Genomic DNA, 26,383 nt, shown 5'->3' on the forward strand with positions numbered 1-26,383 from the left:
TTATCTTTGCCCTCCCAATATTACCTTCTTCAACGGCATCTTAATAACTTGCGTAAAGCGGCCCGACGGCTAGCGGCCAGTCTTTCGCTTATTCACTCTTTCGCTTTTTCGTAATGCAGGTTCTGAAATTTGGCGGTACATCAGTTGGCTCCGTAGACAGTATCAAACAGGTTATCCAGATTATTGACAATCACCGCCGTGGCGACGAACCACAAAATGGTGGTCAGATAATAGTCGTGTTTTCAGCGATGGGTGGGGTTACCAATCAACTCATCGAAATTGGCCGCATGGCTACCACGGGTAATACGGACTATATGGAACTGGTTCGCCGTATCGAAGACCGGCATTTCAATGTGATCAAAGCGCTGATTCCGGTAAAAGAGCAAAGCAAAGTATTTGCGCATGTGCGGGGAATTATCAACGAGCTTGAAGATTTGCTGCGGGGCGTATCGCTCATTCGGGAATTGTCGCTTCGTACGCTCGACCTGATTACTAGTTTTGGGGAGCGGTTATCCACAACGGTCATTACCGAATGTGTAAAAAGTAAGGGAATCCCGGCGCAGTTTCTGGACGCCCGGACGATTATCAAAACTGACGCACAGTTCGGTCAGGCCGAGGTTAACTATACGCTGACGAATCAGCTGATTCAGGAGCATTTTGCGAAAACGACGGATATTCAGATGGTGACGGGCTTCATTGGCTCAACCGAAAAAAATGAAACGACAACGCTTGGCCGGGGTGGTTCTGATTACACCGCGTCGATTATTGGAGCCGCGCTGAACGCCGACATCATCGACATCTGGACTGATGTGGACGGCATGATGACGGCTGATCCGCGCAAAGTGCCCAACGCGTTTAACATTCCGACCATCACCTACGCCGAAGCGATGGAACTGTCGCACTTTGGTGCCAAAGTGATTTACCCGCCCAGCCTGCAACCTGCTTTCGCCCGAAACATCCCGATTCGGGTGTTAAATACCTTCAACGCTACGCATTCCGGCACCATCGTTAGTCGGACAGCCGAACGACGCCAGTATACCATTACCGGCATTTCGAGCATCGATGATGTAGCGCTTGTCAACGTACAAGGCTCCGGTATGATCGGAGTAGCGGGGGTGTCAGCCAAGTTGTTTGGGGTGCTGGCGGCTCATAAAATCAGCGTGATTCTGATTTCGCAGGCTTCGTCGGAACACTCCATCTGTTTTGCCATTGACCCGCGCGGTGCCGAAAACGTAAAGGCCATTCTGGATACTGAGTTCGCCACTGAAATCAGCCACGGGCACATCGACAACATTACAATCGAGCGTGATTTATCGGTGATTGCTACGGTGGGTGAGGGGATGAAAAAAAGCTCCGGTATCGCGGGCAAACTGTTCTCCGTACTCGGTAAAAACGGGGTTAATATCGTTGCCGTAGCGCAGGGGTCGTCCGAGATCAACATATCGGTGGTTATCAACAAAAATAACCTGTCGAAAGCGCTCAACGCCCTGCACAACATCTTTTTCCAGTCCGAAGCGCGGGTGCTGAATCTGTATCTGGTGGGTACGGGTTTGATCGGAAAGACGCTGCTCAAACAGATCTTCAGCCAGTTTGATTTTCTGCGTACCGAGAAGCTGCTAAAGGTTTGTGTCGTCGGCATGACAAACACCAAAAAGATGCTGCTTGATCCGAAAGGAATCGCGCTTGACGATTGGCATGAGCGGCTGCTGACGGAAGGGGTTACTACATCGCTCCCCGCTTTTGTGGAGCGCATAAAAGATTACAACCTACCCAACTCGGTATTCATCGATTGCACGTCCGACAAAGACATTGTGCAGTTTTACGAGTCGCTGCTGGATGCGAACATCTCGGTCGTCACACCCAATAAAGTAGCCAATTCGGGACCTTACAGCGAATACCGGCGGTTGCAGCGGACCGCCCTGAATCGGGGGGTTAAGTTTTTGTACGAAACAAACGTCGGGGCTGGGTTGCCCATCATCAATACCGTGCAGGGCCTGATGACCGCTGGTGACCGGTTCCTGAAAATTGAAGCGATTCTATCCGGTACGTTGTCGTTTATTTTCAATACGTTCCGTCCCGGTATCTCGTTTGCCGATGTGGTGCGGGAGGCCAAGGAAAAAGGCTATACCGAACCCGATCCGCGCGACGATCTGAGCGGTATGGACGTAGCCCGTAAAATTCTGATTCTGGCCCGCGAAGCCGGTTTCCCGCTCGAACCCGACGACATAACGATCAATACGTTGCTGCCGCAACCGTGTCTCGATGCACCGACGGTTCCGGCCTTCTTCGAGGAACTGGAACGCAACAACGATTATTTCGAAAACCTACTTGCCCAGGCCGAAACGACGGGTCAGAAGCTACGGTTTGTCGCTAGTTTTGAGAATAACAAAGCCGTGATCGGGTTGCAGCCCGTAGGTGTTGATCACCCTTTTTATCAATTGACCGGGGCCGACAACATTGTTTCGTTTACAACGGAGCGCTACAAAGATCGGCCGCTGGTAGTAAAAGGTCCCGGTGCCGGAGCGGAGGTAACGGCTTCGGGCGTGTTTGCCGACGTTGTCAGTATTGGTAGCTACCTGGCGTAACTACTCGCATACGTACGAAAAGGTCTGTTTGTTATTCTTGGTCACCGGGTTCGGAACGCTTGCTTGAAAGAGCCGGGCGTTCTGATCCTGGCTCACCACCTTGTTCTCGGCGTCGTAGACCGGCGTGAAGGTTGACGATTCGCGGATGTTTGATCGGGAGCCGTTGTTGATGTTATACGATTGTAAAGCGGTGCAGTTGTTTGCGTGCCAGAGACGCCCCGGACGCGTTTCAATGGGCTGACTCAAGGCAACTACCGTCAGCAAAGGCAGCTCTAAAAACCGCTTGTAAGCAGATGGCTTCGTATCAAATTGGTACTCGGTCTCCTGCTCCACAACTGATCCGTCATTCAGCGTAAACCGAGCGCGTTCGAGGGAAAGATTTCCGGTATTGTCGTACACAAAGGTGTAAGCTCGTTGGGTGGTCAGCGAATTGTTGGGCAATACCCGGCGGTCTTCAACGATTTTTGTCATACGCCCCGATTCGTTGTATTCCATGCTAAACGTTGATTGAACAGTACCGTTCAGGCTCAACGTCGAGCTGGTTGGCTTCGTCCCTGATCCATAGCCCAGTGTAATCACCCGTTGCCCGTTCGTCGCCCGAACAACCCGGTCGTTGGTATATTCAACCACGTACACAGCGTCCGACTGCGTTGACTTTTCTGTGATAGAAGTCAGCTTACTGCCCGTATACGTAAAAAAGCGGTTTAGCTCGTCCGTTAGTTTGCCGCTGCTTTCCACCAATTGATCCGTCGCGCTGGTTAACAGACACGTTGAAATTACCGGATTTTCTTCCGGCTGGCAACCCAACAGAGCTACCGGTAAAAAAGCGATCAATAAGCGAATTAGTAAAATTTTAGTTTTCATAAACAGCTGGCTAACTACTAGCAAATGTAGGGTTCTCTCGGGCCTTTCCCTACCGATAAGCTCAAAAAATTGTAGCTTCGCAGTAGGATAAAACGCTTCCGCAAATCGGGCTTCTGCGCAGTCCTGAACCATAAAAACAAAGAAAATTCGTTGTATTTACGTGCTAAAAGAACCCCATCAGCAACCACTCATTGAAAGCATCCGCGCCATTGATCACGCCGAAGCGGTCCGGCGTTTTTTTGGCTTGCTGAAGGAGTTGATCGATATCATTAATCTTCCTAATGGCGACGCCCGACTCGCCTTTACGCCCGGTCGACGTGGTAAGGGAGCAATCTCGGCGGATATCAATTTCTTTCAGGCGCTGCGTATCCATAAACCTCGTCGGGCGGGCGAAGTTGAGTATCATCTGACCGTGAAAAAAACGTGTCAGGAACGGCTGAAAAGCATTGAAGAACTGGTTTTTGAACCGCTAACCGAAAAGTCGGATTACCTGGCGGTGATTATTGGCCAGTCGAATTATCATTTGCTGTATCAGCCAACGCTTCGAACGTGCTGGGAAGATTGTCTGCTCGAACTGGTAGAAAGCAACAAACGGGGGCCGCATTCAGTGCGGCACAACGCCGACGTGTACCGGGCTGCCGAAGACGAAGCTTTTCTGAGCGATTTGATTCGCCTGGCGGATGATCCTTCGCTGGCTGAACGGGGGCTGTCTGGTCAAAGCGTTGAAGAGCCCGAAGCCGAGTATGGTGTTCAACCCGAGTTACCAGACCAACCGCATAACTTGATCTTGTTTGGGCCGCCGGGTACGGGTAAAACGTTTGCGTTACAGCCTTATTTGCAGAAGGAAAATACGAATCTGATTACGTTCCATCCGTCGTATAGCTACGAGGAGTTTGTGGAAGGTATCCGGCCCGAAGTGCACAACGGACAGATCAGCTACCGAATTCGCAAAGGTATTTTTTACAAAGCCTGTCTGTCGGCCATGCAGCAGGCTGGCTACGGCTCGTTTGGCGACTGCCTGGGCGATACGCCTGAAAATAGGCGGGCCAAATTTCGGAAGGCTCCGGTGCATTACCTGCTCATCGATGAGGTGAACCGCGCGAATGTGGCCAGTGTCTTTGGCGATTTGATCACGCTGCTTGAAGCGGACAAGCGACTCGGGGCTGATAACGAGTTATGGTTGACATTGCCTTACTCGCAGGAGCGGTTTGGCGTTCCGGTAAATCTGTACGTGGTTGGCACGATGAACACAACCGATCGGTCTATCGCGTTGCTGGACATTGCCCTGCGTCGGCGGTTTGCCTTTCGCGAAATGACGCCGGACCCGTCGGTATTGGGTATGGTCGATACCATTGATCTAGCGCAGCTTCTCCGAACCCTTAACGAACGCATTGAGTACCTGCTCGACCGCGATCACCAGATTGGACACGCTTATCTGACCGGAGCAACGACGTATGCTGAATTATGCGCCATCTTCCGGGATCGGATCATCCCGCTTTTGCAGGAGTATTTTTTCAACGATTGGATAAAGATCCAGTTCGTATTAGGTGACAACCCAGCCTGGGGAAAAGATCCGGTGGAGCGCCTGGTATGGGTTAAAAAGAAATACACAGCCCTGGCGGCTACCAAATTGTTCGGCGAGATGCCTGACACGGCCGACGAGGTAATTACGTACGAAATAAATCCGCATCTGCAACGGGCTGAGTATGATCAGATTCCCGCTGACACATTTATTAAAATATACCACAAACAGTAACGCGGCCAACCTGTTCGCGTCATACTAATAAAGCGGATCGTTTAGCCGCGTTGTATATGAAAGCACTTGTTTTAACGGAATATAATCATTTTGATCTGCAAGACGTCCCCAAACCGACGATCAAGCCGAATGAGGTGTTGGTACGGGTTCAGGCCGTTGGTATTTGCGGGTCCGACGTTCACGGTATGGACGGCAGCAGTGGACGGCGTATCCCCCCGATTGTGATGGGCCACGAAGCATCGGGTATCATTGCCGAAGTGGGGGCAGAGGTGCGTGACTGGTCAACGGGTGACCGCGTTACTTTCGACTCGACGGTCTACGCACTTGACGATTGGTACAGCCGGAAGGGCATGTACAACCTCAGCGATGGCCGCGAAGTGGTCGGTGTTTCAACGCCGGATTTCAAGCGGCAGGGGGCCTTCGCAGAATACGTTTCGGTACCGCAGCATATTTTGTACGCCGTACCCGACAACGTTTCGTTTACGCAGGCTGCGCTAGTTGAGCCCGTGGCGGTTGCCTTACACGCGGTCGGTTTGACGCCCATTCAGGTGAACGACTCTGCCGTGGTAGTTGGCTCAGGAATGATCGGGCTGTTTATTATTCAGGTGTTAAAACTGGCGGGTTGCGGTACTATTATCGCCGTCGATCTGGACGATGATCGGTTGGCACTGGCCAAAACGCTGGGCGCAACGCATACACTAAACGCCCACGAAGGTGATCTGGTAAAGCAGGTGCAGGCTCTTACCCACGGACGCGGCTCTGATGTTTCGTTCGAAGTGGTAGGGGCGGGGCCAACCGTTAAAACAGCGATCGATTGCGTTCGGAAGGGCGCGACGGTAACGCTGGTTGGTAATCTGGCCCCAACGGTAGAAGTTCCGTTGCAGGCCATCGTTACCCGGCAACTGCGGTTACAGGGTTCCTGCGCGATCAATGGTGAATACGAAGCCGCATTAGCGTTGATCTCGTCCGGGCGTATTAACGTCGAGGCAATTTTGAGCGCTGAGGTACCGCTCGAAGAAGGTGCAGACTGGTTTCGTCGGTTATATGACAAGGAAAAAGGGTTAATCAAAGTGGTCCTCAAACCATAATTGCATTTTCACGGATAACTTGACGAAAGCCGGGTTTGAATCCATTCTGGGTTAACCCGGCTTTTTTGCACCAATTCGTACCACAAAACAAGTAGATAAGTGCCCATTCTGTTCATTTGACTAAGATTGCTGGTAAAACCGCACATTGACAATTAACGAACTGCTTTTATGAATATCGCTATTATCGGCCCTGGCAAAGTGGCCCACCTACACGCCAAAGCCGTTTTGCAAACGCCTGATACCAACCTGGTCGCGGTTTACGGACGAACCTACCAGAAAGCGGACGATTTTGCCAACCACTACGGCATCCGAGCCTACAGCGACGTGCACGATATGGTTGAGCGCGAAAAGGTCGATCTCTGTCTGGTTTGTACCACCCATCCGGCCCACCGCGAACCGACGATTGCTGCCCTCAACGCGGGTTCGCACGTATTGGTCGAAAAACCGCTGGCTTCGTCGCTGGAGGACTGCGATGCCATGATTGAAGCGGCTAACCGGAATAATCGCTACCTGGGAACCATCAGCCAGCGTCGGTTTTACGCGCCGTCCATGCGCATTCGGAACGCTATTGACTCGGGGAAAATCGGTAAACCCGTGCTGGGAACGATTCAAATGCTCGGCTGGCGTGACGAAGCGTATTACAAGAGTGATGCCTGGCGCGGTACCTGGTCCGATGAAGGTGGTGGGGTGTTGGTGAATCAGTCGCCCCATCAGCTGGATTTGTTATTGTGGTACATGGGCGACGTAGACGAAGTGTATGGTGTCTGGCGCAATCTCAATCACCCGTACATCGAAGTAGATGACACGGCTTTAGCGATTGTAAAGTTCAAAAATGGCGGACTGGGGAATATCATCGTCAGCAATTCACAGAAGCCGGGAATTTTTGGCAAAGTTCACGTTCACGGGCAGAACGGCGCGTCGGTAGGCGTTCAGACCGACGGGGGTGCTTTATTTATCGCCGGGATGTCGAGTATTACCGATCCTCCCGTCAACGATCTTTGGACGGTGCCAGGCGAAGAAAATCAGTTAGCGCAATTCGTGGCTGAGGATACGGCTTTCTTCAACACCATCGACGCAACGGTCTACTACTTCGGTCTGCAAATCGCCGAGTTTCGCGATGCGATCCGCGAGAATCGTCCGCCATCCGTAACGGGTGAAGATGGCCGTAAAGTCGTTGCTCTATTTCAGGCTATTTACGAATCAACCCGAACGGGTTTGCCAGTAAAATTATAACGACAAAATAGAAAAGGGACCACGGTAAGCGGTCCCTTTTTCGTTACGATATTCGGTTTAACCCAAATCAGCTTTCCGGATCTTTGGGGGTTGTCGTATTGTTGTCGCGCTCGGTGCGAGGATAAGGAAAGTAATTCCGGTTTCGCTCCGATCCGGTTGTACCGGGGCCTGGTCGGCCAAACCGGCGGCTATCTTCGAGCCGGAAGCCCTGATACGCCAGTTCGATGTTCCGGTTACGCAGAATTTCTGTCAGGACCGCATCCGCCGATTGTGAACCGCTGTAGGCCGGCAAACCAGCTCCTACGCCAAACGCATCGGTTGCCGCCGTTTTCGTCAGTACTTTGTTCAACGCAGTTATGGCTCCGGCTACGTCATTTTTACGGGCCGACGCTTCGGCTTGGATCAGCAGAATTTCACCGGGGAGATAAACCGGAATAGGCGTAGCGTTCGCCGTATAAAAACCCGTACCCAGGTTCGCTTTGGTGTTGGCCGTCTGCGTATAGAACGCAATGCGTCGGTCGTTCGCTGCCGGAGCCAAGGCCCCCGATAAGCCGAGATTAACATTGGCGGGAGCAAATACGTTGACGTTTCCGAAGGTGTAGAAGAAAACCGGATTCCGCGAGTTGTCATCGAAATTATAAACCGATTTTTTGGTCAGGTCGACTTTTGCCGCAGCGGTTAGCGCTTTGTCGTAGTCACCCGCAAAAAGGGCGTAACGAGCAATCAACGCCTGAAGCGTATTCGAAATATCGATACCCGGTACAATTCGGTTGGTGAAATTCGTCGATACCGGATTCGCAGCCACCTGCGCAGCCGCCGTTTCTAGCGAGGTAATGGCTTCTTTCAGCAATTGCGCCCGGTCAACGAAAGGGGAATTTTCCTGAGAAACAATGGGAGCCGCCTGAAAAAATTGGGCCAACGTACCCAGTGCTAGTGCTCGGAAAATAGAAGCATAGGCCGTTATGCCGCTTTTGGTGCCCGCATCAGCCGCCACGGTACCCACATTGGCGAGAACCAAGTCGGCGTTGGAGCGAACAAGTTGACACTGTGTCCAAAGGTTGCGGACCACCGCATTCGTATTGGTAACGTTAGCTTGCCCTTGTTGCAACGCAAACTCATCGCCGTTCCCCTGGTTGAGCACGACAAACTCGCCGGTTGTCAGACCGCCACCCGCTACAACATTGTAGATGACGCTCGTTGCGCCACCCACTGTAAAGCGGTATTGCAAACTGTTGCAAACGGTGATAAGCCCCTCCGCCGTACTGACCACCTGTTGCTGACTGGCTGTGCTGGGGTTGATAAAGTCCTGATTACAGGCGTTCTGCGTCAGCAGCAAACCCGACAGGATGGTTGTTAGAAGAATCCGTTTCATAAGTGAAAATCGATGCTTGGCAGTCGTCGTCTTAACGTATGACTGCTGAGAGTTTTAGAATGTCGCTGAGAGTTTGACTTGGTAGGTACGTGGAATGGGTACGTTGCCAAAGTCAAGGCCGCGAAGCAGGTCATTGGTACCACCCGCATTTGTCTCAGGATCAAAACCGGGGTATTTGTCCCACGAATACAGGTTCCGACCAATGAGCGAAACGCTCCAGTTGCTGATTGGCTTAATCACGCTAGGCAATGTATAACTCAGCGAGACTTCCCGCAATTTGGTGTATGAGCCATTGTCTACCCGCCATTCTTCGGTGTTGTAAATCGCGAAAATATATCCGCGTGGCAATTCACCCCGAAGTTCTCTTTCGGCGTATTCGCCTAGTCCAACACCCTGACGAGTCCGTTTGTCGGCGTTAAATACCTGCACGCCCTGTACGAAGTCCAGCAATACGTGCAATGTCAACGATTTGTAATTCAGATTGGTAGCAAATGAACCGGTCCATTTTGGGTTCGGGTTCGCAATGACAATGTTGGCCGTGGGAAACCGCGTGTCAGGCTGGCCTTCGGCGGTACGGGCTACGGTGTACTCCGTCGAACCGGTTACCTGACTAGACGCCCGCTCCGATTGCGGGAACCCTTGTGGTGTCAATAGCAATGAACCGTCTGCGTTACGGGCGTATCCGGTACCAAAATACACGCCAACGGGTTGGCCCTGAATTAGATAAGGTGCCCCGGCTGGCGACGGAACCGAGATAATCGGGCTACCAAGCGATAGAACTTTGTTGCGGTTGCGGTTGAAGATAGCTGTGAAGTCCCAGCTAAAATCTTTTGTCTTTACGGGCACAACGTCCAGCACAGCTTCGAGCCCTTTGTTTTCCATCGTCCCCACATTATTGATGATGCTTGAACCACCCGTTGACGGAGCCAGCACGCGGTTTACGACCAGATCTTTGATTTGCTGGTTATACACCGTTACGCCTAAGCCGATGCGGTTGTTCAGGAACGACAAATCAGCTCCGGCTTCCAGTTCGGCCATACGTTCGGGGCGCACCAGCGGGTTGGCCAACTGCGATCCGGGCAGCAGTGTGTTTCTTCCCAGATAAGCCACTGGCGAGAACTGGTAGAACCGGCTGTACGAGCCGACACCCGACAGGTTTCCGGCTTCACCATAGCTCAGCCGCAGTTTCAGGCTATTGAACGCGTCGTTGAATTGAGCATTTTTCCAGAAACCCAGATCAGACACTACAAAGGAGCCACTTACTTTAGGATAAAACTGATTCGTTACGGAGGGCGAGAACTTCGACGATTCATCGCGACGGATCGCTCCCGTCAGGAACGCTAAATTGCGGTAGCCTAATGTCGCCTGAACGAAATAGCCGCTCAGATTAAAGCGGTCGAGGCTGTAGTCCGCTAGGACCGTCGTACTACCGGCACCCCGCACGGTTTCGATAAACGGAGCCAGGTTTTGCCCCTGCGACGTTGAATAGTCGGATCGGAAAAACTGGTAGTTATAACCGGCAACCGCATTTAATTTAAACTGCTCCGACAGTTGCCGTTCGTAACTGACGTTCAGGTCTGAGTTGAGTTGCAATACGGTGTTGTTACCCGTTGCCGAAAACCCTTGCGGATATAGGTTAGCGCCCAGCGACGCCTGAGCCGCGTAGGGATAAGGCCGGATGTAGTTCTGACCAACCTGGCCGTAGGTATCAACTCCGAAGATGTAATCGACGCTCAGTCCTTTGAAGGGAGTCAGGTTTAACTGTAGATCGCTGATTGTGCGGTTCACCGACTGCGTAAATTTCATGTCCTCGATGGTCGAGAGCGGGTTTACGCGGGGCCCTTCCACGGCTTGCAGGTTACCCGAAACATCGCGCTGGGTGATGTCGTAAATGTTGTTAACGATGTTGACCGAATTGATCGGGCTGTAGAACACGTTGCCGTTCGCTTTTTCGTTGGCGAAGCTATTCACGTAACTCAGACCTGCTGATAATTTGGCCCAGTTGGTCAGGCGTTGGTCGAGCCGGGCGCGAAGGTTGTAGCGCGTAAAATCCGTGCCTTTGATGATACCCTGATTTTTCAAATAGCCGAACGACACGTAGTACTGCGTGTTATCACGACCACCCGAAACCGAAATCGCGTTATCGGTACCGTATCCCGTCCGGAAGATCTGGTCGAAATAATTATAGCGCGTTACGTTATCGACTACGTTGGAAAGCAGATTATTGGTTGTTCCGTCCCGAACAATGGGAATGAACGTCGTTGCCGGATTAAGCTTTGTTACATCCTGTTGTGCACTTGCCGTGTTGTACGCGTTGATGGTGTACAACCGTTGCTGCGCGTTTCCGAACGTTTTGTTGTACAGATTGACCGGAACGCTTTTGCGTAGTTCGTTGACGTTGAATGACGTAGAAAACGTAACGCGGGGTGCACCCGTCGAACCGCGTTTGGTGGTAATCAGCACAACGCCATTGGCCGCGCGAGAGCCGTACTGAGCCGCAGCAGCAGCGCCATTAATGACGTTCAGGCTCGCAATATCATTTGGGTTGATGTCAGCCAGTCGGTTGGTTCCGGGCTGGGCGGAGGCTACCTGATCCGCTACCGCCAGTTGCGAAACGTTGGCGCTCTGGTTGCTGACAATAACACCGTCAATGACGTAAAGCGGGTCCGACGAGCCGGATAGGGACTTGATACCGCGCAACCGAATCGAAATCGAACCCGACGGATCGCCGGAGTTTTGCGTGATCTGAGCGCCGGGTACTTTTCCCTGTAACGCATTCAATAGCCCCGCCGAACCGGCTTGTTGCAGGTCTCCGCCTTTGATCGTACTAATCGCGTTCCCCAGTTCGCGCCGGGTCGTCGTGATGGTTGAGCCGGTTACCACAACCTCGTCCAGGTTGGCGATATCTTCCTTGAGCGTCGCATTCGCCGTTACCGTTTCGGCATTTCCGAGCGTGATAGTTTGCTTCGCTGGGCTATAACCGACGGCCGAAAAGTTGAGGGTGTATGTACCGGCGGCTAAGCTGGTTGCGAATGAATAATTACCGTCAGCGTCGGATGCCGAGCCCGTCGTGGTGCCAAGCACCTGTACCGTAACGCCGGGAATTCCTGCGCCGTTAGCATCAGTCACCCGTCCTTTGAGCGTAAACCGGTTGTTCTGAGCAAATGTGTTTGTACACATCAATAAGGTTAGCCATAGTATCCAGATGTGTCGGATACGATAACTAGTAGGTGAATACCTGCTGGTCATAGGTGAGTAGAAAGTTAGTTATACGGTGATAAAAATGGTTAAGTCCGAAATATACCTATAATAAATTTTGTGCAATTACCGCTCATCCAAATAAGAGGAAAACCCGGTTCGTGATGGTTAAATCCTCTTTTTAGTGCAAGGAAATCCTGACAAATTCGAAGCGTTCGTTTTATAGGCTAGCACGGTTCAGCGCACTGGATGAACTCATTTTTCAGTAGCTTTGATGCTTTTATTTAAGTCAACAAACGCATGAATACTCGTATTAAGATCGGCTGGTTTCTGAGCTTCGCCATCTTACTGAACTGGGCTGGATTTGCTCAGTCGACCAATGCACAGACCAAACAACGGTATGCCACGCTTCAACAGGCGCTGGCAGCAACCGGACAGTTGAACGGATCATCAGGACCACGAAGCGTGAACTGGATCGAGGGCGGGACCAAATTTTCGTTCATTGATGGTCAGAACGTTATCAAAACGCTGTCGCCGAATGACCAGAAAGAAGAAATCGTTTTCGACGGGAGCCAGCTAAAATTTCCCGGTACCGATAAACCGTTCACCTACGGTTCGTTTCAGTGGTCGAAAGATTCTAAAAACATCCTGTTTCAAACAAATTTTCGACCTGTTTACCGCCGTTCGGGTGTGTCCGATTACTACGTTTACTCCGTTGCCGATAAGAGTTTGAAAATCGTTGCCAAAGACGCACAAACGGCCGAACTGGCACCCGACGGGCAGAAAGTTGGTTACGAGCGGGGTGGCGATCTGTTTGTGTTTGATTTTGCTACGCAGCAAGAAACGCAGCTTACCAATGATGCGAAGCCTGCTTTCTACAACGGTCGGTTTGGCTGGGCCTACGAAGAAGAGTTCGGATTGGCGCAGGCTTGGGAGTGGTCGCCCGACAGTAAGTTCATTGCGTTCTGGCAATCGGACGAGCGGGAGGTTCCGATCTACAAACTAACGGATTACAAAGGTTTCGACGAAAAATTTGATTCGCTGCCGTATCCACGCGTGGGCGACAAGAATCCGACTGTCCGCATTGGTGTCATCGAAATTGCCAAAAAGGCGAAGCAATGGATGAGCGTGGAACTGGGCGACGGCTATATTCCCCGCATTTACTGGACTACGCAGGAAGGCCAGCTCGCCATTATACATCTGAACCGCAAGCAAAATCACATGCGGTTATTTATGACAAACGCCCGTACGGGTGATGCTAAACAAATCCTGGAAGAAAAGGCGAATACCTGGGTCGATGTCTTTGACTTTTTCGCGGGTATCAATCATCTGCTGTATTTCCCGGCGGGCGTGCAGGAGTTTTACTGGGTATCGGACCGCGACGGTTACGCCCATCTTTATCGCTACGATTACGCCGGGAAGCTACTCAATGCGGTCACCAGCGGAAAATGGGAAGTGACGTACCTGCACCATATCGACCCGAAAGCCAAGAAAGTTTATTTTACCTCAACGGAGGTTTCGCCGATGGAACGGCATCTGTTCGTGGCGGATCTGGACGGTAAAAATAAACGTCGTCTGACAACGGTAGCCGGTCGGCACACAGTTAATTTTTCGCCCAATGGTCAGTACTTTATTGACCGGTACTCCAATGTGCAAACGCCCACGCAGGTTGAGTTACGGGACACCAAAGGCAAGCTCCTCAAAGCGCTGGAAACAAATAAAAAAGTCGCTGATTTCGTCGCCAGTCACACGTATGCGCCGAAAGAACTGGTTACGTTTACCACCTCCGACGGACATCCAATTGACATCTCGATCATCAAACCGATTGACTTTGATCCAACGAAAAAATACCCGGTTGTGCTCGACATCTACGGTGGACCGGGTTCTCAGTCGGTTTACAATGAATTTACGGTAGGGGGCTGGCATCAGTGGCTGGCTCAAATGGGTTACGTCATAGTGGGCGTCAACAACCGGGGAAGCGGTGGCTACGGACGTGATTTTGAGAAAGTAGTGTACGAAAAACTGGGTAAATACGAAAGTGGGGACTTTGCCGAAACAGCCGCTTACCTGGCGAAACAACCGTGGGTCGACGGTAACCGGATGGCGATCCGGGGCCACAGTTATGGTGGTTACATGAGCAGTTACACGATGCTGACTCATCCGGGCGTGTTCAAGGTGTCACTGGTTGGCGCGCCGGTTACCGACTGGCGGCTTTACGATTCGATCTATACCGAACGTTATATGGGACTACTGCCCGAAAATGACGAGAAATATAAAGTGAGTGCTGTGACTACGTACGCTAAAAATCTGGCGGGTAAGCTGTTTGTCGCTCACTCGACAATGGATGAGAATGTGCACGTACGTAACACGTTTCAGCTGATGAATGCTCTGGAAGATGCGGGGAAAGATGCTGATCTGCGCATTTATCCGCCTGGCGCCCACGGGGTAGCCTACAGTTCAACGACTCAGCTGCTGCTTTATCAGCAGTATACAACGTATCTGGAGACTAATCTGAAAAGCGCTGGTGTCAACTAGTCGATTAAGCCGACAATTAGTATACAGAATATCGCCCGGCCTCCTCAAAAGGTCGGGCGATTTTTTTAGGGGACCACTGAGCTTTTGGGGCTACATGCGATCCGTGGTGTCGGTTTCTCAAAACCGACACCGATTGCTGACGCGGAGGGTCGGTTTTAAGAAACCGACACCACGGCCCCGCCTATTGACAAAGTCTGATGAAAAGAATTATGTGTGTTTAAAGTAACTTATATAGCTACTAGTAGTTACCAATATAGTTTTGTAGTATATATTTGGCGTAGTCAGTGTTTCGCCGAATACAACCTACACTTGTGTCAAGATTATTTTATACAACGCTACTCTGTTCGCTGTTGCTTCGTCCTGCTCAGGCACTTTGCCAGTCTACTGTATCTGCCGATAGCTCGGCTGTTGGTAGTTATCTTAGTCTGGCCTGGGACAATGATGCGTTTCAACTCAGGGCGAAAAATACGTCTGATCGGTATTATACGAACGGTGTTCATATAAGGCTGCTGAGTAATTACTGGCGAAAATGGCCCACTCATTATGCCTTGTTGAAATTAGGAGCTAAAGCAGATCGCCGTTATACGTATCAGTATGATTTTGGTGTCGGACAGGAAATTTATACGCCCCGCAACATCACGGTTCGCGACCGGCCATTGTATCCGAACGATCATCCGTACGCGGGGTATCTCTACCTATCATGGGGCTTGGTAACCAGTGATGCAGTAGCGGGACGAAGATTGACCTCAAAGCTTACCGCCGGCGTAATTGGTCCCTTAAGCGGAGCTGCCGAAGTTCAGCAATGGTTTCATCTGGCCGAGAATTTCAAGGAGCCGAAAGGGTGGGGTACCCAGATGCCGAACGACCCAGCGATCAGTTATTATGTCGGATACGATACCCGGATCGTTCCCCAGTTTACGCCCGTAGTGGACATTATTGGTCACGTAGACGGCAACATAGGCATGCTGAGCAACTACGTTACAATGGGAACCCTGCTGCGGATCGGCTTATTCAACGACTATTTTCAGAACGCTACGGGGCTTTACGATCCGTCGTCGGGTCAATCGCGCCGACGAATACAGTTTTATGCTACGCTGGGAACATCCTTCCGGGCAGTACTCGACAATTCGCTGCTTCAGGGGGGCTGGTTCAAAGGAGTCGATAACTATTACGCCTTGCCCGCTGTAGAGCTGGAGCATTTTCTTGGCTTAATCGACGTTGGCGGTGTTGTTGCCTACAAAAACGTTCAACTTTCTTTTACGCAATCCTTGCAGACAAGCGAATTCAAGCGAGGATTAGATCACCAATGGGGGCGATTTGGCTTGCTTTTTCGGTGCGGTCATAAGTAGCTACTAAGCACTACTACTTGGTAGAATCACTTACCAGGATTTATAGAAAAAAGTCTATATAATCATAAAATTATCAAATATGTTTCTTTGGCCGTATGAATGACTGCATGGCAAGTATTTTTTAGAATAATATATTGTTTAAAATAATAATCTAGTAATATTGTAGCCCTAATTAAAAAGTGATTAAAGAACCTTCTTTTCCTAACACTTCATGAGAAAACTTCTAGTGTGCAGTTGGCTACTGACTGTCCTTCTCAACTTATCGGCATTCGCACAAGATGCCAGTATAAGTGGTCGAGTTATTTCCTCCGAAGACAAATCAGGGCTACCGGGCGTCAGTGTCCAACTCAAGGGCACAACCCGTGGTACAACGACCGATGCGGACGGTAATTACCGCTTAAGCGTTCCCGCAAATGGCCGGTTAGTGTTTAGCTTTATTGGTTTCGCGTCGCAGGAAATCGCCGTTGGTAATCAGTCTACCATCACGGTTAGTCTGGTTCCTGATGCGGCAAATCTGGATGAGGTTATCGTTACAACCTTTGGTACCGCCAAGCGAGCTTCTTTTACAGGATCAGCCGGTACACTCTCACCCACCCAAATTCAGGACCGCCCCGTCAACAACGTTGCTCAGGCTTTGTCGGGAGCCGTATCGGGTGTTCAAACAACCGCTGGAAACGGGCAGCCTGGGGCATCTCCGCTTATTCGAATTCGGGGATTTGGCTCTATTTCGTCGGGAAATGATCCGCTTTACGTAGTAGATGGAATTCCGTACGCCGGGGATATTTCCAACATCAGTCCGAACGATATTGAAAACATTTCGGTCCTGAAAGACGCGGCTTCAACGGCGTTGTATGGAGCGCGGGCCGCTAACGGTGTGGTTGTCGTGACGACGAAAAGAGGGCAGAAAGATCGTAGCTCGATCAATGTTCGCTACACAAAAGGAGTAAGTACGCGGGGATTGCCGGAGTATGAGCGCGTTGGAGTAGGCGAGTATTACCCGCTCATGTGGGAAACCTATCGGAACAGTGTTGCTTACCGACTCACAAACCCGGTCGCTTTGGCAACGGCTAACCAGAATGCTACGAATCAGCTGATCAGCTTAGTTGGTTACAACGTATATAACGTACCGGACAACCAGGTCGTCGATGTCAACGGCCAGATGAATCCGAACGCGCAGCTGAAATATTCGCCCGATGATCTGAACTGGGAGAAGCCACTGACGCGGCAGGGTAACCGCGATGAAGTAAACGTGAGTTTTGCCGGTGGTCAGAATAAGACGGATTACTTTATGTCGCTGTCGTACCTGAGCGATAAAAGCTATTTGATTCGGTCGGATTTCAACCGGGTTACGGGCCGACTCAACATCAATTCGCAAATGAAGCCCTGGTTGCGGACGGGGGCTAACCTGGCGGCAACCATTACCAAATCGAATCAGGCCGATGCGGGTGGTAACTCGGGGAGCACGTCATTTGTCAACCCCTTCTATTTCTCGCGGAACATGGGGCCTATCTACCCCATCTACGCGTATGATCCCGCGAATCCGGGGCAATTCCTGACGCTACCTAATGGCAATCGGCGCTGGGATTATGGTAACCTGACCTCACTCGGATTACCTTCCAGACCGCAATATGGTGGTCGTCACGCCATTGCGGAAACGATGCTGAACCAGAACTATTTCCGTCGTAACGTACTGAGTGCCAGAGGGTATGCTGAGTTCTCGTTTTTGAACGATTTCAAGTTCACTACCAACATCGGTACCGACCTTACCAACACGAACACCTACACATTCTGGAACCCCGAAATTGGTGATGGCGCTCCGGCGGGTCGTGCAACGCACGAATTCCAAAATATCAATAGCTACAACTTCAACCAGTTGTTGAATTACAACAAGTCGTTCGGCAAGCACAATGTTGAAGTGTTACTCGGTCACGAAAATTTTCAGGTTGGCGACAACAACCTGGAAGGGGCACGTACGCAGCAGATCGTAGAAGGTAACTACGAGCTGGTCAACTTCACTACCACGACAAACCTGGCTTCGGTTTCCTTCATGCGTCGGGTAGAAGGATATCTCTCACGGATCAATTACGATTACGATCAGAAATATTTCCTGTCCGCTTCGGTTCGTCGCGACGGTTCCAGCAAATTCTCGCAAGATGCTCGTTGGGGAACGTTCTACTCGGTCAGCGGAGCCTGGCGTTTAGATCAGGAAGAGTTTGTTCGGTCTATCCCGGCCATCAACGCGCTTAAGTTAAGAGCTTCTTACGGGCAAACCGGTAACGATGGGGGCGGTAATACTGGCCAAGGGGCTCAGGACAACACCATTAGCTATTTCGCCTGGCAGGCCCTGTATGGACTAGGTAGCTGGAACAACGCATCGGAAGCCGGAATCCTGCAAACCAGCCTGGGCAACCGCAATCTGGAGTGGGAATCTAGCAACGCGTTTGATGCCGCGCTCGAATTCAGTCTGTTCAAAGGACGGGTTTCGGGTACAGTCGAGTATTTCGACCGCCGGTCATCGAACCTGATTTTTGCTGTACCGCTTCCGTTATCGACGGGTACTCTAACGGTTACCCGCAACATTGGTACGATGTACAACCGGGGCGTTGAGGTCGAACTAGGTGTTGAACCGCTTCGCACCAGAGACTTTACCTGGCGTATTGACCTGAATGCTACGCATATCAAAAACCGGATCACGAAAATGCCGGACGAGAACCCTGAAATCATTGATGGAACCAAAAAACTCGCCGTGGGCCGGTCCATCTACGATTACTGGTTACGGGAATACAAAGGCGTCAATCCAAATACGGGTGAGGCTCAATATCGGGCAGCTAACTACGTAGCGTCTAACTCACGCATTACCGAAACGGGTGACACGCTAACGACTAGTGTCAATAATGCTCGTTACCACTACAACGGATCGTCTATTCCGGCGCTGTCGGGTGGGTTTACGAACAAGTTTACGTACAAAGGGCTTTCGCTGACGGCGCTGTTTGTTTATCAGTTAGGCGGTAAAACCTACGATGGCGCTTATGCTACGTTGATGAGTTCGGGCGGGTACGGTAGCGCAAAGCACGTAGACATTCTGAAACGTTGGCGCAACCCAGGTGATGTCACCGACGTACCTCGCATGGACGCAGGCCGGACGAGCGACTTCAACGCAGAGTCCGACCGTTGGTTGATCGATGCCAGCTACCTGAACATTCGGTCCGTAACACTTTCCTATGCGCTGCCGACTACGGTGGCTCGTAAACTGTTCCTGGAAAACGCGCAGGTTTATGTAAGTGGTGAAAACTTCTTCTTCCTGTCCCGTCGGAAAGGAATGAACGTACAGCAGCAGTTTAACGGAGTAACCAGTAGTGCATTCAGTCCAGCCAAGAGCTTAGTACTGGGTGTTTCATTTACGCTTTAAGCATCATCAACCCATGAAAATAAAATTTCTGACGCTTGGTATGGCGCTGCTCCTGCTGACCACGTCGTGTGAAAAAGAGTATCTGGACACAGCCCCCACTGGTAGCATCGACGCCAGTGCGGCCTACGCCACAACAAAAAATGCCAGTGCTGCGATCAACGGAATTTACCGGGCGATGGTCGTGCGGTACTTAAGTTCGCAGGGACACTTTGGTCATCCGGCCATGATGATTATCCAGGATGTACTCGGTGAAGACGTGGTAATCAGCAACACATCGAACACCTGGCATTTAAATGAAACACGCTGGCAGGCGCACCGTGACGAGACCTCTACGGGCGACCAGTTGCCTTACCAGCTCTACTACCGGCTCATCGGTAATGCTAACATCGCGATTGCCAACATCGATAATGCCGCTGGTGCGCAATCGGAGCGGAATCAGGTAAAAGGCGAAGCGCTTGGCATTCGGGCTTTTTCCTATTTCAACCTGGTGCAGCTCTTCGGTAAGCGGTACGACGCGGCTGCCAAACCCAACAGCCAGCTTGGTGTACCCCTGGTGTTGACGCCCATAACGGAAGGTTTGCCACGAGCAACTGTAGAGGAAGTTTATACGCAGATCAACAAAGATTTAGCCGACGCTGCTACGCTGCTGTCCAGCACCCGCAGCTTTAAGTCGCACATTAATCTTGACGTGATCAAGGGCCTCCAGGCACGCGTGGCTCTAGCGCAGCAAAACTGGGCTGATGCCGCCAAATATGCCGCCGATGCCCGAAAGTCGTACTCGTTGATGAGCGTTGCGCAGTATCAGGAAGGTTTCTCGGACATCAGCAACCCCGAATGGATGTGGGGCTTCGATCACGTTGAAGATCAATCCGAAACGTTTGGCGCGTTTCATTCATACATATCCTCAAACTTCAACTCGACCAATATTCGTGCGACGCCGAAGTCCATCAATAGCCTGCTCTACGATCAGATTCCTACAACGGATGTGCGGTCGAAGATGTGGGTGAAAACGCCAACGGCGGCTAACTCCGTTGTGCCGACGGGAGGTGTACGGGTACCTTATCTGAATCAGAAATTCCGGTTGCCGGGTACGCCTTCAACCAGTACGATGGGTGACGTTCCGTACATGCGTGCCGCAGAAATGTACCTGATCGAAGCCGAAGCACAGGCGCGTCTGGGCAATACCGCTCAGGCCGCTACTGCCTTGTTTGATCTGGTCAGCAAGCGCGATCCATCGTATGTCAAGTCAACCAAAACGGGCACGGCATTACTGGACGAGATTTTGTTTAACCGTCGTATCGAGCTTTGGGGTGAAGGTTTCCGGTTTACCGACCTGAAACGTACAAATCAGCCGCTGAACCGCAACGGAACAACCAACATCAACAGTGCTGTGGTGGTGCTCTTCGACGTACCGGCTGGTGATAACCAATGGGAATTCCTGATTCCGCGACGCGAGATTAACGCCAACCCGAAAATCGTCCAGAATCCGCTGTAAACGGCGAGTTTGTTTTCAGATTTGATACTATGCGGCAGACTGAATACTCAGTCTGCCGTATTTTTTTGTGGGTTAAAAGACGGTGTATTATATTATCCTGACAACGGCCCGGACCGCCAGTAAACATGTAGATAACTTCTAAAAATTGGTAGTTTTTTTGTCATTCCGATGCAGGAGGAATCTTCGGGAGTAAAAGATTCCTCCTGCATCGGAATGACAAAAACGTTAGTAGGGTAAAAGAATAAATAGCGGTATCAGTTAATATCAAATCCGTAGAAAACCCTTTAGCGCTTTACATCTGTAGTCAAAGCAACCCGCAACTTCCCACCCATTCATCCGTAAGCGATTTCGCCGTATCTTGAGCGGTAAATACAACCATCTATTTCCTATGAGAAAACGCTTATTTGCTCTTTTTTACCTTGCGCTCGTCGTTAATTGCCAAATTTTTGCTCAATCGCCCGCTGAGTCTGGCTCGGCGGTGACTATCGCTACGTTTACAAAAGCGATGGAGCGTAATGCCGGTTTTATGACCTATTACTGGGATGCAAAAAAAGGAAAGATCTGGCTTGAGATCGATAAATTCGACACCGAATTTCTGTATTATCCGACGCTGGCGCAGGGCGTCGGATCGAACGATATTGGCCTGGATCGGGGCCGGCTCGGACAGGAACACGTTGTAAAGTTTCAGCGCAGTGGTCCGAAAGTGCTGTTGATCGAACCCAACTATGCGTATCGCGCGATCAGCAACGACCCGCTGGAACGGCAGGCAGTCAACGAATCGTTTGCGAAATCGGTGCACGCCGGTTTCGATATTGTAGCCGAAGAGAATGGAAAGGTATTGGTCGATTTGACCTCTTTTCTGATGCAGGACGCCGTTGGAGCGGTGCAGGCCATCACCCGAACCAAGCAGGGTACCTTTAAATTTGATCCAAGTCGTAGCGCGTTTTATTTGCCGCGCACAAAAGCATTCCCCCAAAACACCGAGTTCGAAACAATCATTACGTTGACCGGCGATAATCCGGGTGCTTTTCTGCGCGAGGTAGCCCCAACGCCGTCCGCGATAACCATGCACCAGCACCATTCGTTTGTGCAACTGCCGGACGATAAGTACAAGCCCCGCGCTTTTGACCCCCGCATCGGTTATGGCGGCATCGAGTATTTTGATTACGCTACGCCCGTTAATCAGCCGATTATGAAACGCTACATTTCGCGGCACCGGCTGGAAAAGAAAAACCCATCGGCAGCGGTTAGCGAAGCGGTGAAACCGATCATTTACTATGTCGATCCCGGCACGCCCGAACCCATTCGTTCAGCGCTGGTAGACGGTACAGCCTGGTGGAATCAGGCGTTTGAAGCGGCTGGCTATAAGGACGCCTTTCAGGTGAAACTGCTTCCTGCTGATGCCGATCCGATGGATATTCGGTACAACCTGGTGCAGTGGGTTCACCGGTCCACGCGGGGCTGGTCGTACGGCGGTAGCATCATCGACCCCCGAACGGGCGAGATTATCAAAGGAAAAGTAACGCTCGGTTCGCTGCGTGTGCGTCAGGACTATCTGATCGCCCAGGGATTAGTAGGCGATTATGCGAGTGCAGCCGCTCCGTCGTCGGACCCGATGATGCAGATGTCGATTGAGCGACTGCGTCAACTGGCCGCGCACGAAGTCGGTCATACGCTTGGCTTACCGCACAACTACATCGCCAGCACGCAGAACCGGGCGTCGGTTATGGATTACCCAACGATGGTGGCTAAGGTGAAAGGAGCCAGTATCGACTTGTCCGATGCCTATACTAAAACCATTGGTGAGTACGATAAATGGAGCATTCGTTATGGTTACGAACAATTCCCGGCCGGAACAGACGAGAAAAAAGCGCTGGACAAGATTGTGGGCGATATGCACAAAGCGGGCTTAACCTTCCTGACCGATCAGGATGCGCGTCCGGAAGGATCGGCCCATCCTGGTACGCATTTGTGGGATAACGGCAACAATGCGGTTGACGAGTTGAAACGGGTGTCGGAGGTTCGCAAAATTGCGTTAGCCAATTTCTCGGAGAAAAAAATACCCGTCGGTACGCCAATGGCCATGCTCGAAGAAGTGCTGGTACCGATGTACATGTTTCACCGCTATCAGGTCGAAGCGGCTGCAAAAGTGGTGGCTGGTCAAACCTACGCCAATGCACTTCGGGGCGACGGCCAATCGGTGCTGTCAACGGTTCCGGTACAAGAGCAGAAACGGGCATTGGACGCTTTAGTGGCGACAATCGACCCGGCTTTTCTAGCGCTGCCAAAATCAGTTTTAACGTTGATTCCACCCCGGCCTTTCCGCTATGAGCCCAACTTTCGGGAAGTGTTCAAACGGCGGACGGGCATTACGTTTGACCCAATGGCCGCGCCCGAAGCGGCTGCGGGCATGACACTACAAATGCTGTTCAATACGGAGCGGGTAAGTCGGCTGGTAGCGCAATCGGCCCTTGATCCGGCGCAACTTAGCCTGGAGTCGATGCTTGATCAATTGCTGGCGGCAACCTGGTACAAAGCGGACCCCGCCGATGGGTACCAAGCCGAGGTGAAACGGTTAACGGATAAGCTACTGCTGCAAAAGATGATTGATCTAGCCAATAACCAGGACGCAACATCGCAGGCACGGGCCATAGCAGGGTTGAAATTAAGTCAGCTGAAAGCGAAACTCAATGGCGCTGATGCGAATTCGAAACTAGCCGCTCACCATTTTTTTGCGCTGGATCAGCTTCGTCGCGCCGAGGGTAATGTAGCCGATATTAAGCCGACAAATCCGCAGACGCCACCCGATGGGGCTCCGATTGATCCCGGTCAGGAATGGCTAGCTCCTGCCTGCGACTGGAGACCTTAAACGATATTGCCAGTACAAGGCATAAAAAAAGCGTATCGAGAGCCCTCGATACGCTTTTTGCATTGGTCCGTTCTATTTGCTAAAATTTGTAAGCGATACTTCCAACAAAACTTCTCAGTCGCTGTGGATTCATCGTTGTGTAGCCAATCCAGTAATGCTGGTTGGTGAGGTTGTCAACTTTGGCCGAGATGCGGAACTTCCGCTGGTCGTAGAATGCTGATGCGTTCAATACCGTGTAGGCGGGTAGGCTGAATACGCCCTGACTTATACTGTTCTGAATCTTGTTTTCGCTGGCGTAGTTGCCCCCGAAACCAAAGCCTAGCCCTCTAACTACGTAGTCGGGTAAGCGATAGCTCAGCCACAGATTGGCTAGTACGGGCGAGGAAGCTGTCGTAGGACGACGTCCGTTTACGTCGGCATCGGCCTGAGTCAGTTTCGAATCGTTGTACGAGAAACCCGCTACTACGTTGAACCCGGCAAATGGGTTAGCGACCACGTCCAGCTCTACACCCCGGCTTACCTGCGTACCGTCCTGCGTTTGGGCGAAGCGGGCAGCCGCTAGTGGGTTTGGATCGGTGCGAAGCAGGTTTTTTACTTTGATGTCGTAATAGCTGATTGTTGTCGTTAATCGGCCACTAAACGCGTTCAGCTTTACACCTGCTTCAAACTGATTGGCTTGTTCGAGTTTCGCGAATCGTTGGGTAAGGCTGTCGGAAGCCGTTACGTCATAAGCGTTGTATATGCCCCGGTTGTTAAAGCTGTTCTGGTAGTTGGCAAATACAGACACTTTATCGAGAATGGGTTGATAAACCAAGCCAAACTTGGGCGAAAAGGCTGTTTGCTGATAACCCGCAACGGCGCTCCCTTCTGTACCTCCTTTGTTGTCGAAATGGTCGACCCGCAACGCAGCCAGTACGCTCAATCGATCTGTCAAATTCAACACGTCGGACAGAAAAGCGCTGTATGTGTTCCGAATGCCGGTAACTGGATACGTAAAGTCGGGTGCTTTGCTGGCGTAAAGAGCGTTCAGATTGGCTCCGTTGAACTGGCTATAGTCGTAGTTTCCCGAAAGAGGAACCGTATCGTAGGTACTGCCGAAAAACAACTGGTTCGAATTGACGTGCAGGTAATCCAGACCAAGCACAAACCGGTTGCGCAGGCTACCGAGCCGGTTATCGCCGTTGAACAATTGCTGAATTTCGAACACGTCGTTGGTACTGTTGCGAGTCGACTGATCCGCCCGTACCAGGTTGTTGACGCCTAATGTGGTACCACCCGGAAGGAGGTAAAAATAGGGGCCGATACCGTTCGAATAGCTGTGACTGGTGCTAACGTTAGTCGATGACGTAAAACCGGGCGCGATGCGGTAATTGACCTGACCGAATACGTTTGTGCTTCGTGACTGTTGAGTCAGGCCACCGCCCATGTACGAGTTGCGGTAATCGATTGCTAGTTGGTCAGCGCGCGTAGCACCGAGTGTATAACCGGGAACGTAGAAAAATATAAGCTGCTTACCCACGTTTTCGGACCGGAAAATTTCGGCGTCAACCTGAATCGACAGCCGGTCCGAAGGTTTGAACAGCAGGCTGGGAGCGAGCGCAAAATTGCGGTTAAAGCCAATCGTCTGGAAAGTGCCCTGATGGCTGAACGCCGTGTTGACGCGCAGCATCAGATTACGGCTGCTGGTGACAGGTGTATTCACATCGAGGCTGACCCGTTGAAAGTCGTAGTTACCCGCCGATACCGCAACTTCGCCACCGAACGTTTCGTAAGGCTTTTTGGTCACCCGGTTGACCAGGCCACCGTACGACGTGAGCGCACTGCCGAACAAGGTCGCCGATGGTCCTTTGATGGTTTCTAGTTTTTCGAGGTTAACGGCGTCGATATCGCTGGTCACGTTACCGGCCAGACCGTTCCGGAGCTGACTCTGCACGATGAATCCCCGTGTGCTGTAGTAGCTGCCACCGTCACCGGCGCGGCCTGTTGCTTCCCACATTTTCTGAATACCCGGTGCGTTGCGCATCGCATCGTCTACCGTAAAGACAAGCTGCTCGGTCAATAGCTCTTTGCCAATGGTATTGTAGACCTGGGGGTTCTCTATGTTTTTGAGCGGCATTTTAGACACGTAATCGCTGTTGGTCCGGGCAAACTTGTTGATCCGTCCCGTACTGACAATTACCTCCTGCAACTGCGCGGTACTTTCGGCCAGCATAAAATCCAGCGTTGCCGATTCAGAAGCCGTAAGGGTTATTTCTTTTTCGCTGGTCTTCAAGCCAACTGCCGTCGCCTGAACCGTGTAGGTTCCGGCTTTCACTCGATTTATCGTGTACTCACCTTTGCCATTTGTGATAGAACCCTGGCCTTTTCCTTTCAAACTGACCGTTACGTATTCCGCAGGATCGCCGTCGGCAGTCGTCACTTTTCCTTTGATCGTCGCCACGGACTGAGCCAGCAGCGATACCGGTAACATCAAGACTATAAGAAGATTAGCTAGTCTGAAATGATTCTTCATTACTACTGTAATTATTTCGTCTGGCAAAGCAACAGCAAAAATGGCAGGAATAAAAATTATTTTTAATTAATCTAAATAATGATCGTTGGTAATTTATATTTGCGGCTGCCTCGTTGAT

General features: G+C 51.2%; 13 protein-coding genes. 9 read left to right on the forward strand and 4 right to left on the reverse strand.

The annotated features are described in order from the left end of the window. Positions 1 to 113 precede the first annotated feature (113 nt). Positions 114 to 2,585 (forward strand): bifunctional aspartate kinase/homoserine dehydrogenase I, encoded by a 2,472-nt coding sequence (gene thrA / locus LQ777_RS03605; RefSeq protein WP_232561156.1) that lies wholly within the window; start codon positions 114 to 116, stop codon positions 2,583 to 2,585. Here the strand turns inward: thrA and LQ777_RS03610 are convergent, their stop codons facing one another. Continuing rightward, positions 2,586 to 3,449: a hypothetical protein gene (locus LQ777_RS03610; protein ID WP_232561157.1), complete on the reverse strand. Its 864-nt coding sequence runs from the start codon at positions 3,447 to 3,449 to the stop codon at positions 2,586 to 2,588. A 160-nt stretch (positions 3,450 to 3,609) separates the two neighbouring features. Between LQ777_RS03610 and LQ777_RS03615 the strand changes: the two genes are divergently transcribed. The 3 genes from LQ777_RS03615 (at position 3,610) to LQ777_RS03625 (ending at position 7,526) form a co-directional block, all read left to right on the forward strand. After that, positions 3,610 to 5,205: an McrB family protein gene (locus LQ777_RS03615; RefSeq protein WP_232561158.1), complete on the forward strand. Its 1,596-nt coding sequence runs from the start codon at positions 3,610 to 3,612 to the stop codon at positions 5,203 to 5,205. Positions 5,206 to 5,261: 56 nt separating this feature from the next. Next, on the forward strand, positions 5,262 to 6,293 hold the full coding sequence (locus LQ777_RS03620; protein ID WP_232561159.1) for a galactitol-1-phosphate 5-dehydrogenase: 1,032 nt from the start codon (positions 5,262 to 5,264) through the stop codon (positions 6,291 to 6,293). Positions 6,294 to 6,461: 168 nt separating this feature from the next. Further along, positions 6,462 to 7,526: a Gfo/Idh/MocA family protein gene (locus tag LQ777_RS03625; RefSeq protein ID WP_232561160.1), complete on the forward strand. Its 1,065-nt coding sequence runs from the start codon at positions 6,462 to 6,464 to the stop codon at positions 7,524 to 7,526. 67 nt (positions 7,527 to 7,593) lie between these two features. Here LQ777_RS03625 and LQ777_RS03630 read toward each other — a convergent pair whose 3' ends face one another. After that, the gene (locus LQ777_RS03630; RefSeq protein WP_232561161.1) at positions 7,594 to 8,898 is read right to left on the reverse strand and encodes a RagB/SusD family nutrient uptake outer membrane protein; all 1,305 of its coding nucleotides are present in this window, start codon (positions 8,896 to 8,898) and stop codon (positions 7,594 to 7,596) included. A 54-nt stretch (positions 8,899 to 8,952) separates the two neighbouring features. Beyond that, on the reverse strand, positions 8,953 to 12,147 hold the full coding sequence (locus tag LQ777_RS03635; protein WP_425276924.1) for a SusC/RagA family TonB-linked outer membrane protein: 3,195 nt from the start codon (positions 12,145 to 12,147) through the stop codon (positions 8,953 to 8,955). Positions 12,148 to 12,396: 249 nt separating this feature from the next. On the opposite strand from LQ777_RS03635, the gene LQ777_RS03640 reads away from it, so the two are divergent. The 5 genes from LQ777_RS03640 to LQ777_RS03660 all read left to right on the forward strand — a co-directional run bounded on the left by LQ777_RS03640 (position 12,397) and on the right by LQ777_RS03660 (position 23,753). Further along, on the forward strand, positions 12,397 to 14,631 hold the full coding sequence (locus LQ777_RS03640; protein WP_232561163.1) for a S9 family peptidase: 2,235 nt from the start codon (positions 12,397 to 12,399) through the stop codon (positions 14,629 to 14,631). 311 nt (positions 14,632 to 14,942) lie between these two features. Beyond that, positions 14,943 to 15,980 (forward strand): lipid A deacylase LpxR family protein, encoded by a 1,038-nt coding sequence (locus LQ777_RS03645; protein ID WP_232561164.1) that lies wholly within the window; start codon positions 14,943 to 14,945, stop codon positions 15,978 to 15,980. Positions 15,981 to 16,191: 211 nt separating this feature from the next. Next, positions 16,192 to 19,389 (forward strand): SusC/RagA family TonB-linked outer membrane protein, encoded by a 3,198-nt coding sequence (locus LQ777_RS03650; protein WP_232561165.1) that lies wholly within the window; start codon positions 16,192 to 16,194, stop codon positions 19,387 to 19,389. A 13-nt stretch (positions 19,390 to 19,402) separates the two neighbouring features. Beyond that, positions 19,403 to 20,884, forward strand: a complete 1,482-nt coding sequence (locus LQ777_RS03655) for a RagB/SusD family nutrient uptake outer membrane protein (protein WP_232561166.1) — start codon at positions 19,403 to 19,405, stop codon at positions 20,882 to 20,884. 388 nt (positions 20,885 to 21,272) lie between these two features. After that, the gene (locus LQ777_RS03660; protein ID WP_232561167.1) at positions 21,273 to 23,753 is read left to right on the forward strand and encodes a zinc-dependent metalloprotease; all 2,481 of its coding nucleotides are present in this window, start codon (positions 21,273 to 21,275) and stop codon (positions 23,751 to 23,753) included. A 79-nt stretch (positions 23,754 to 23,832) separates the two neighbouring features. On the opposite strand, the gene LQ777_RS03665 is transcribed toward LQ777_RS03660, so the two are convergent. Beyond that, complete coding sequence (locus LQ777_RS03665; protein ID WP_232561168.1) at positions 23,833 to 26,223, reverse strand: TonB-dependent receptor; 2,391 nt, start codon at positions 26,221 to 26,223, stop codon at positions 23,833 to 23,835. Between the last annotated feature and the right edge of the window lie 160 nt (positions 26,224 to 26,383).

It is taken from the genome of Spirosoma oryzicola (assembly GCF_021233055.1).
Classification (GTDB): Bacteria; Bacteroidota; Bacteroidia; order Cytophagales; family Spirosomataceae; genus Spirosoma; species Spirosoma oryzicola.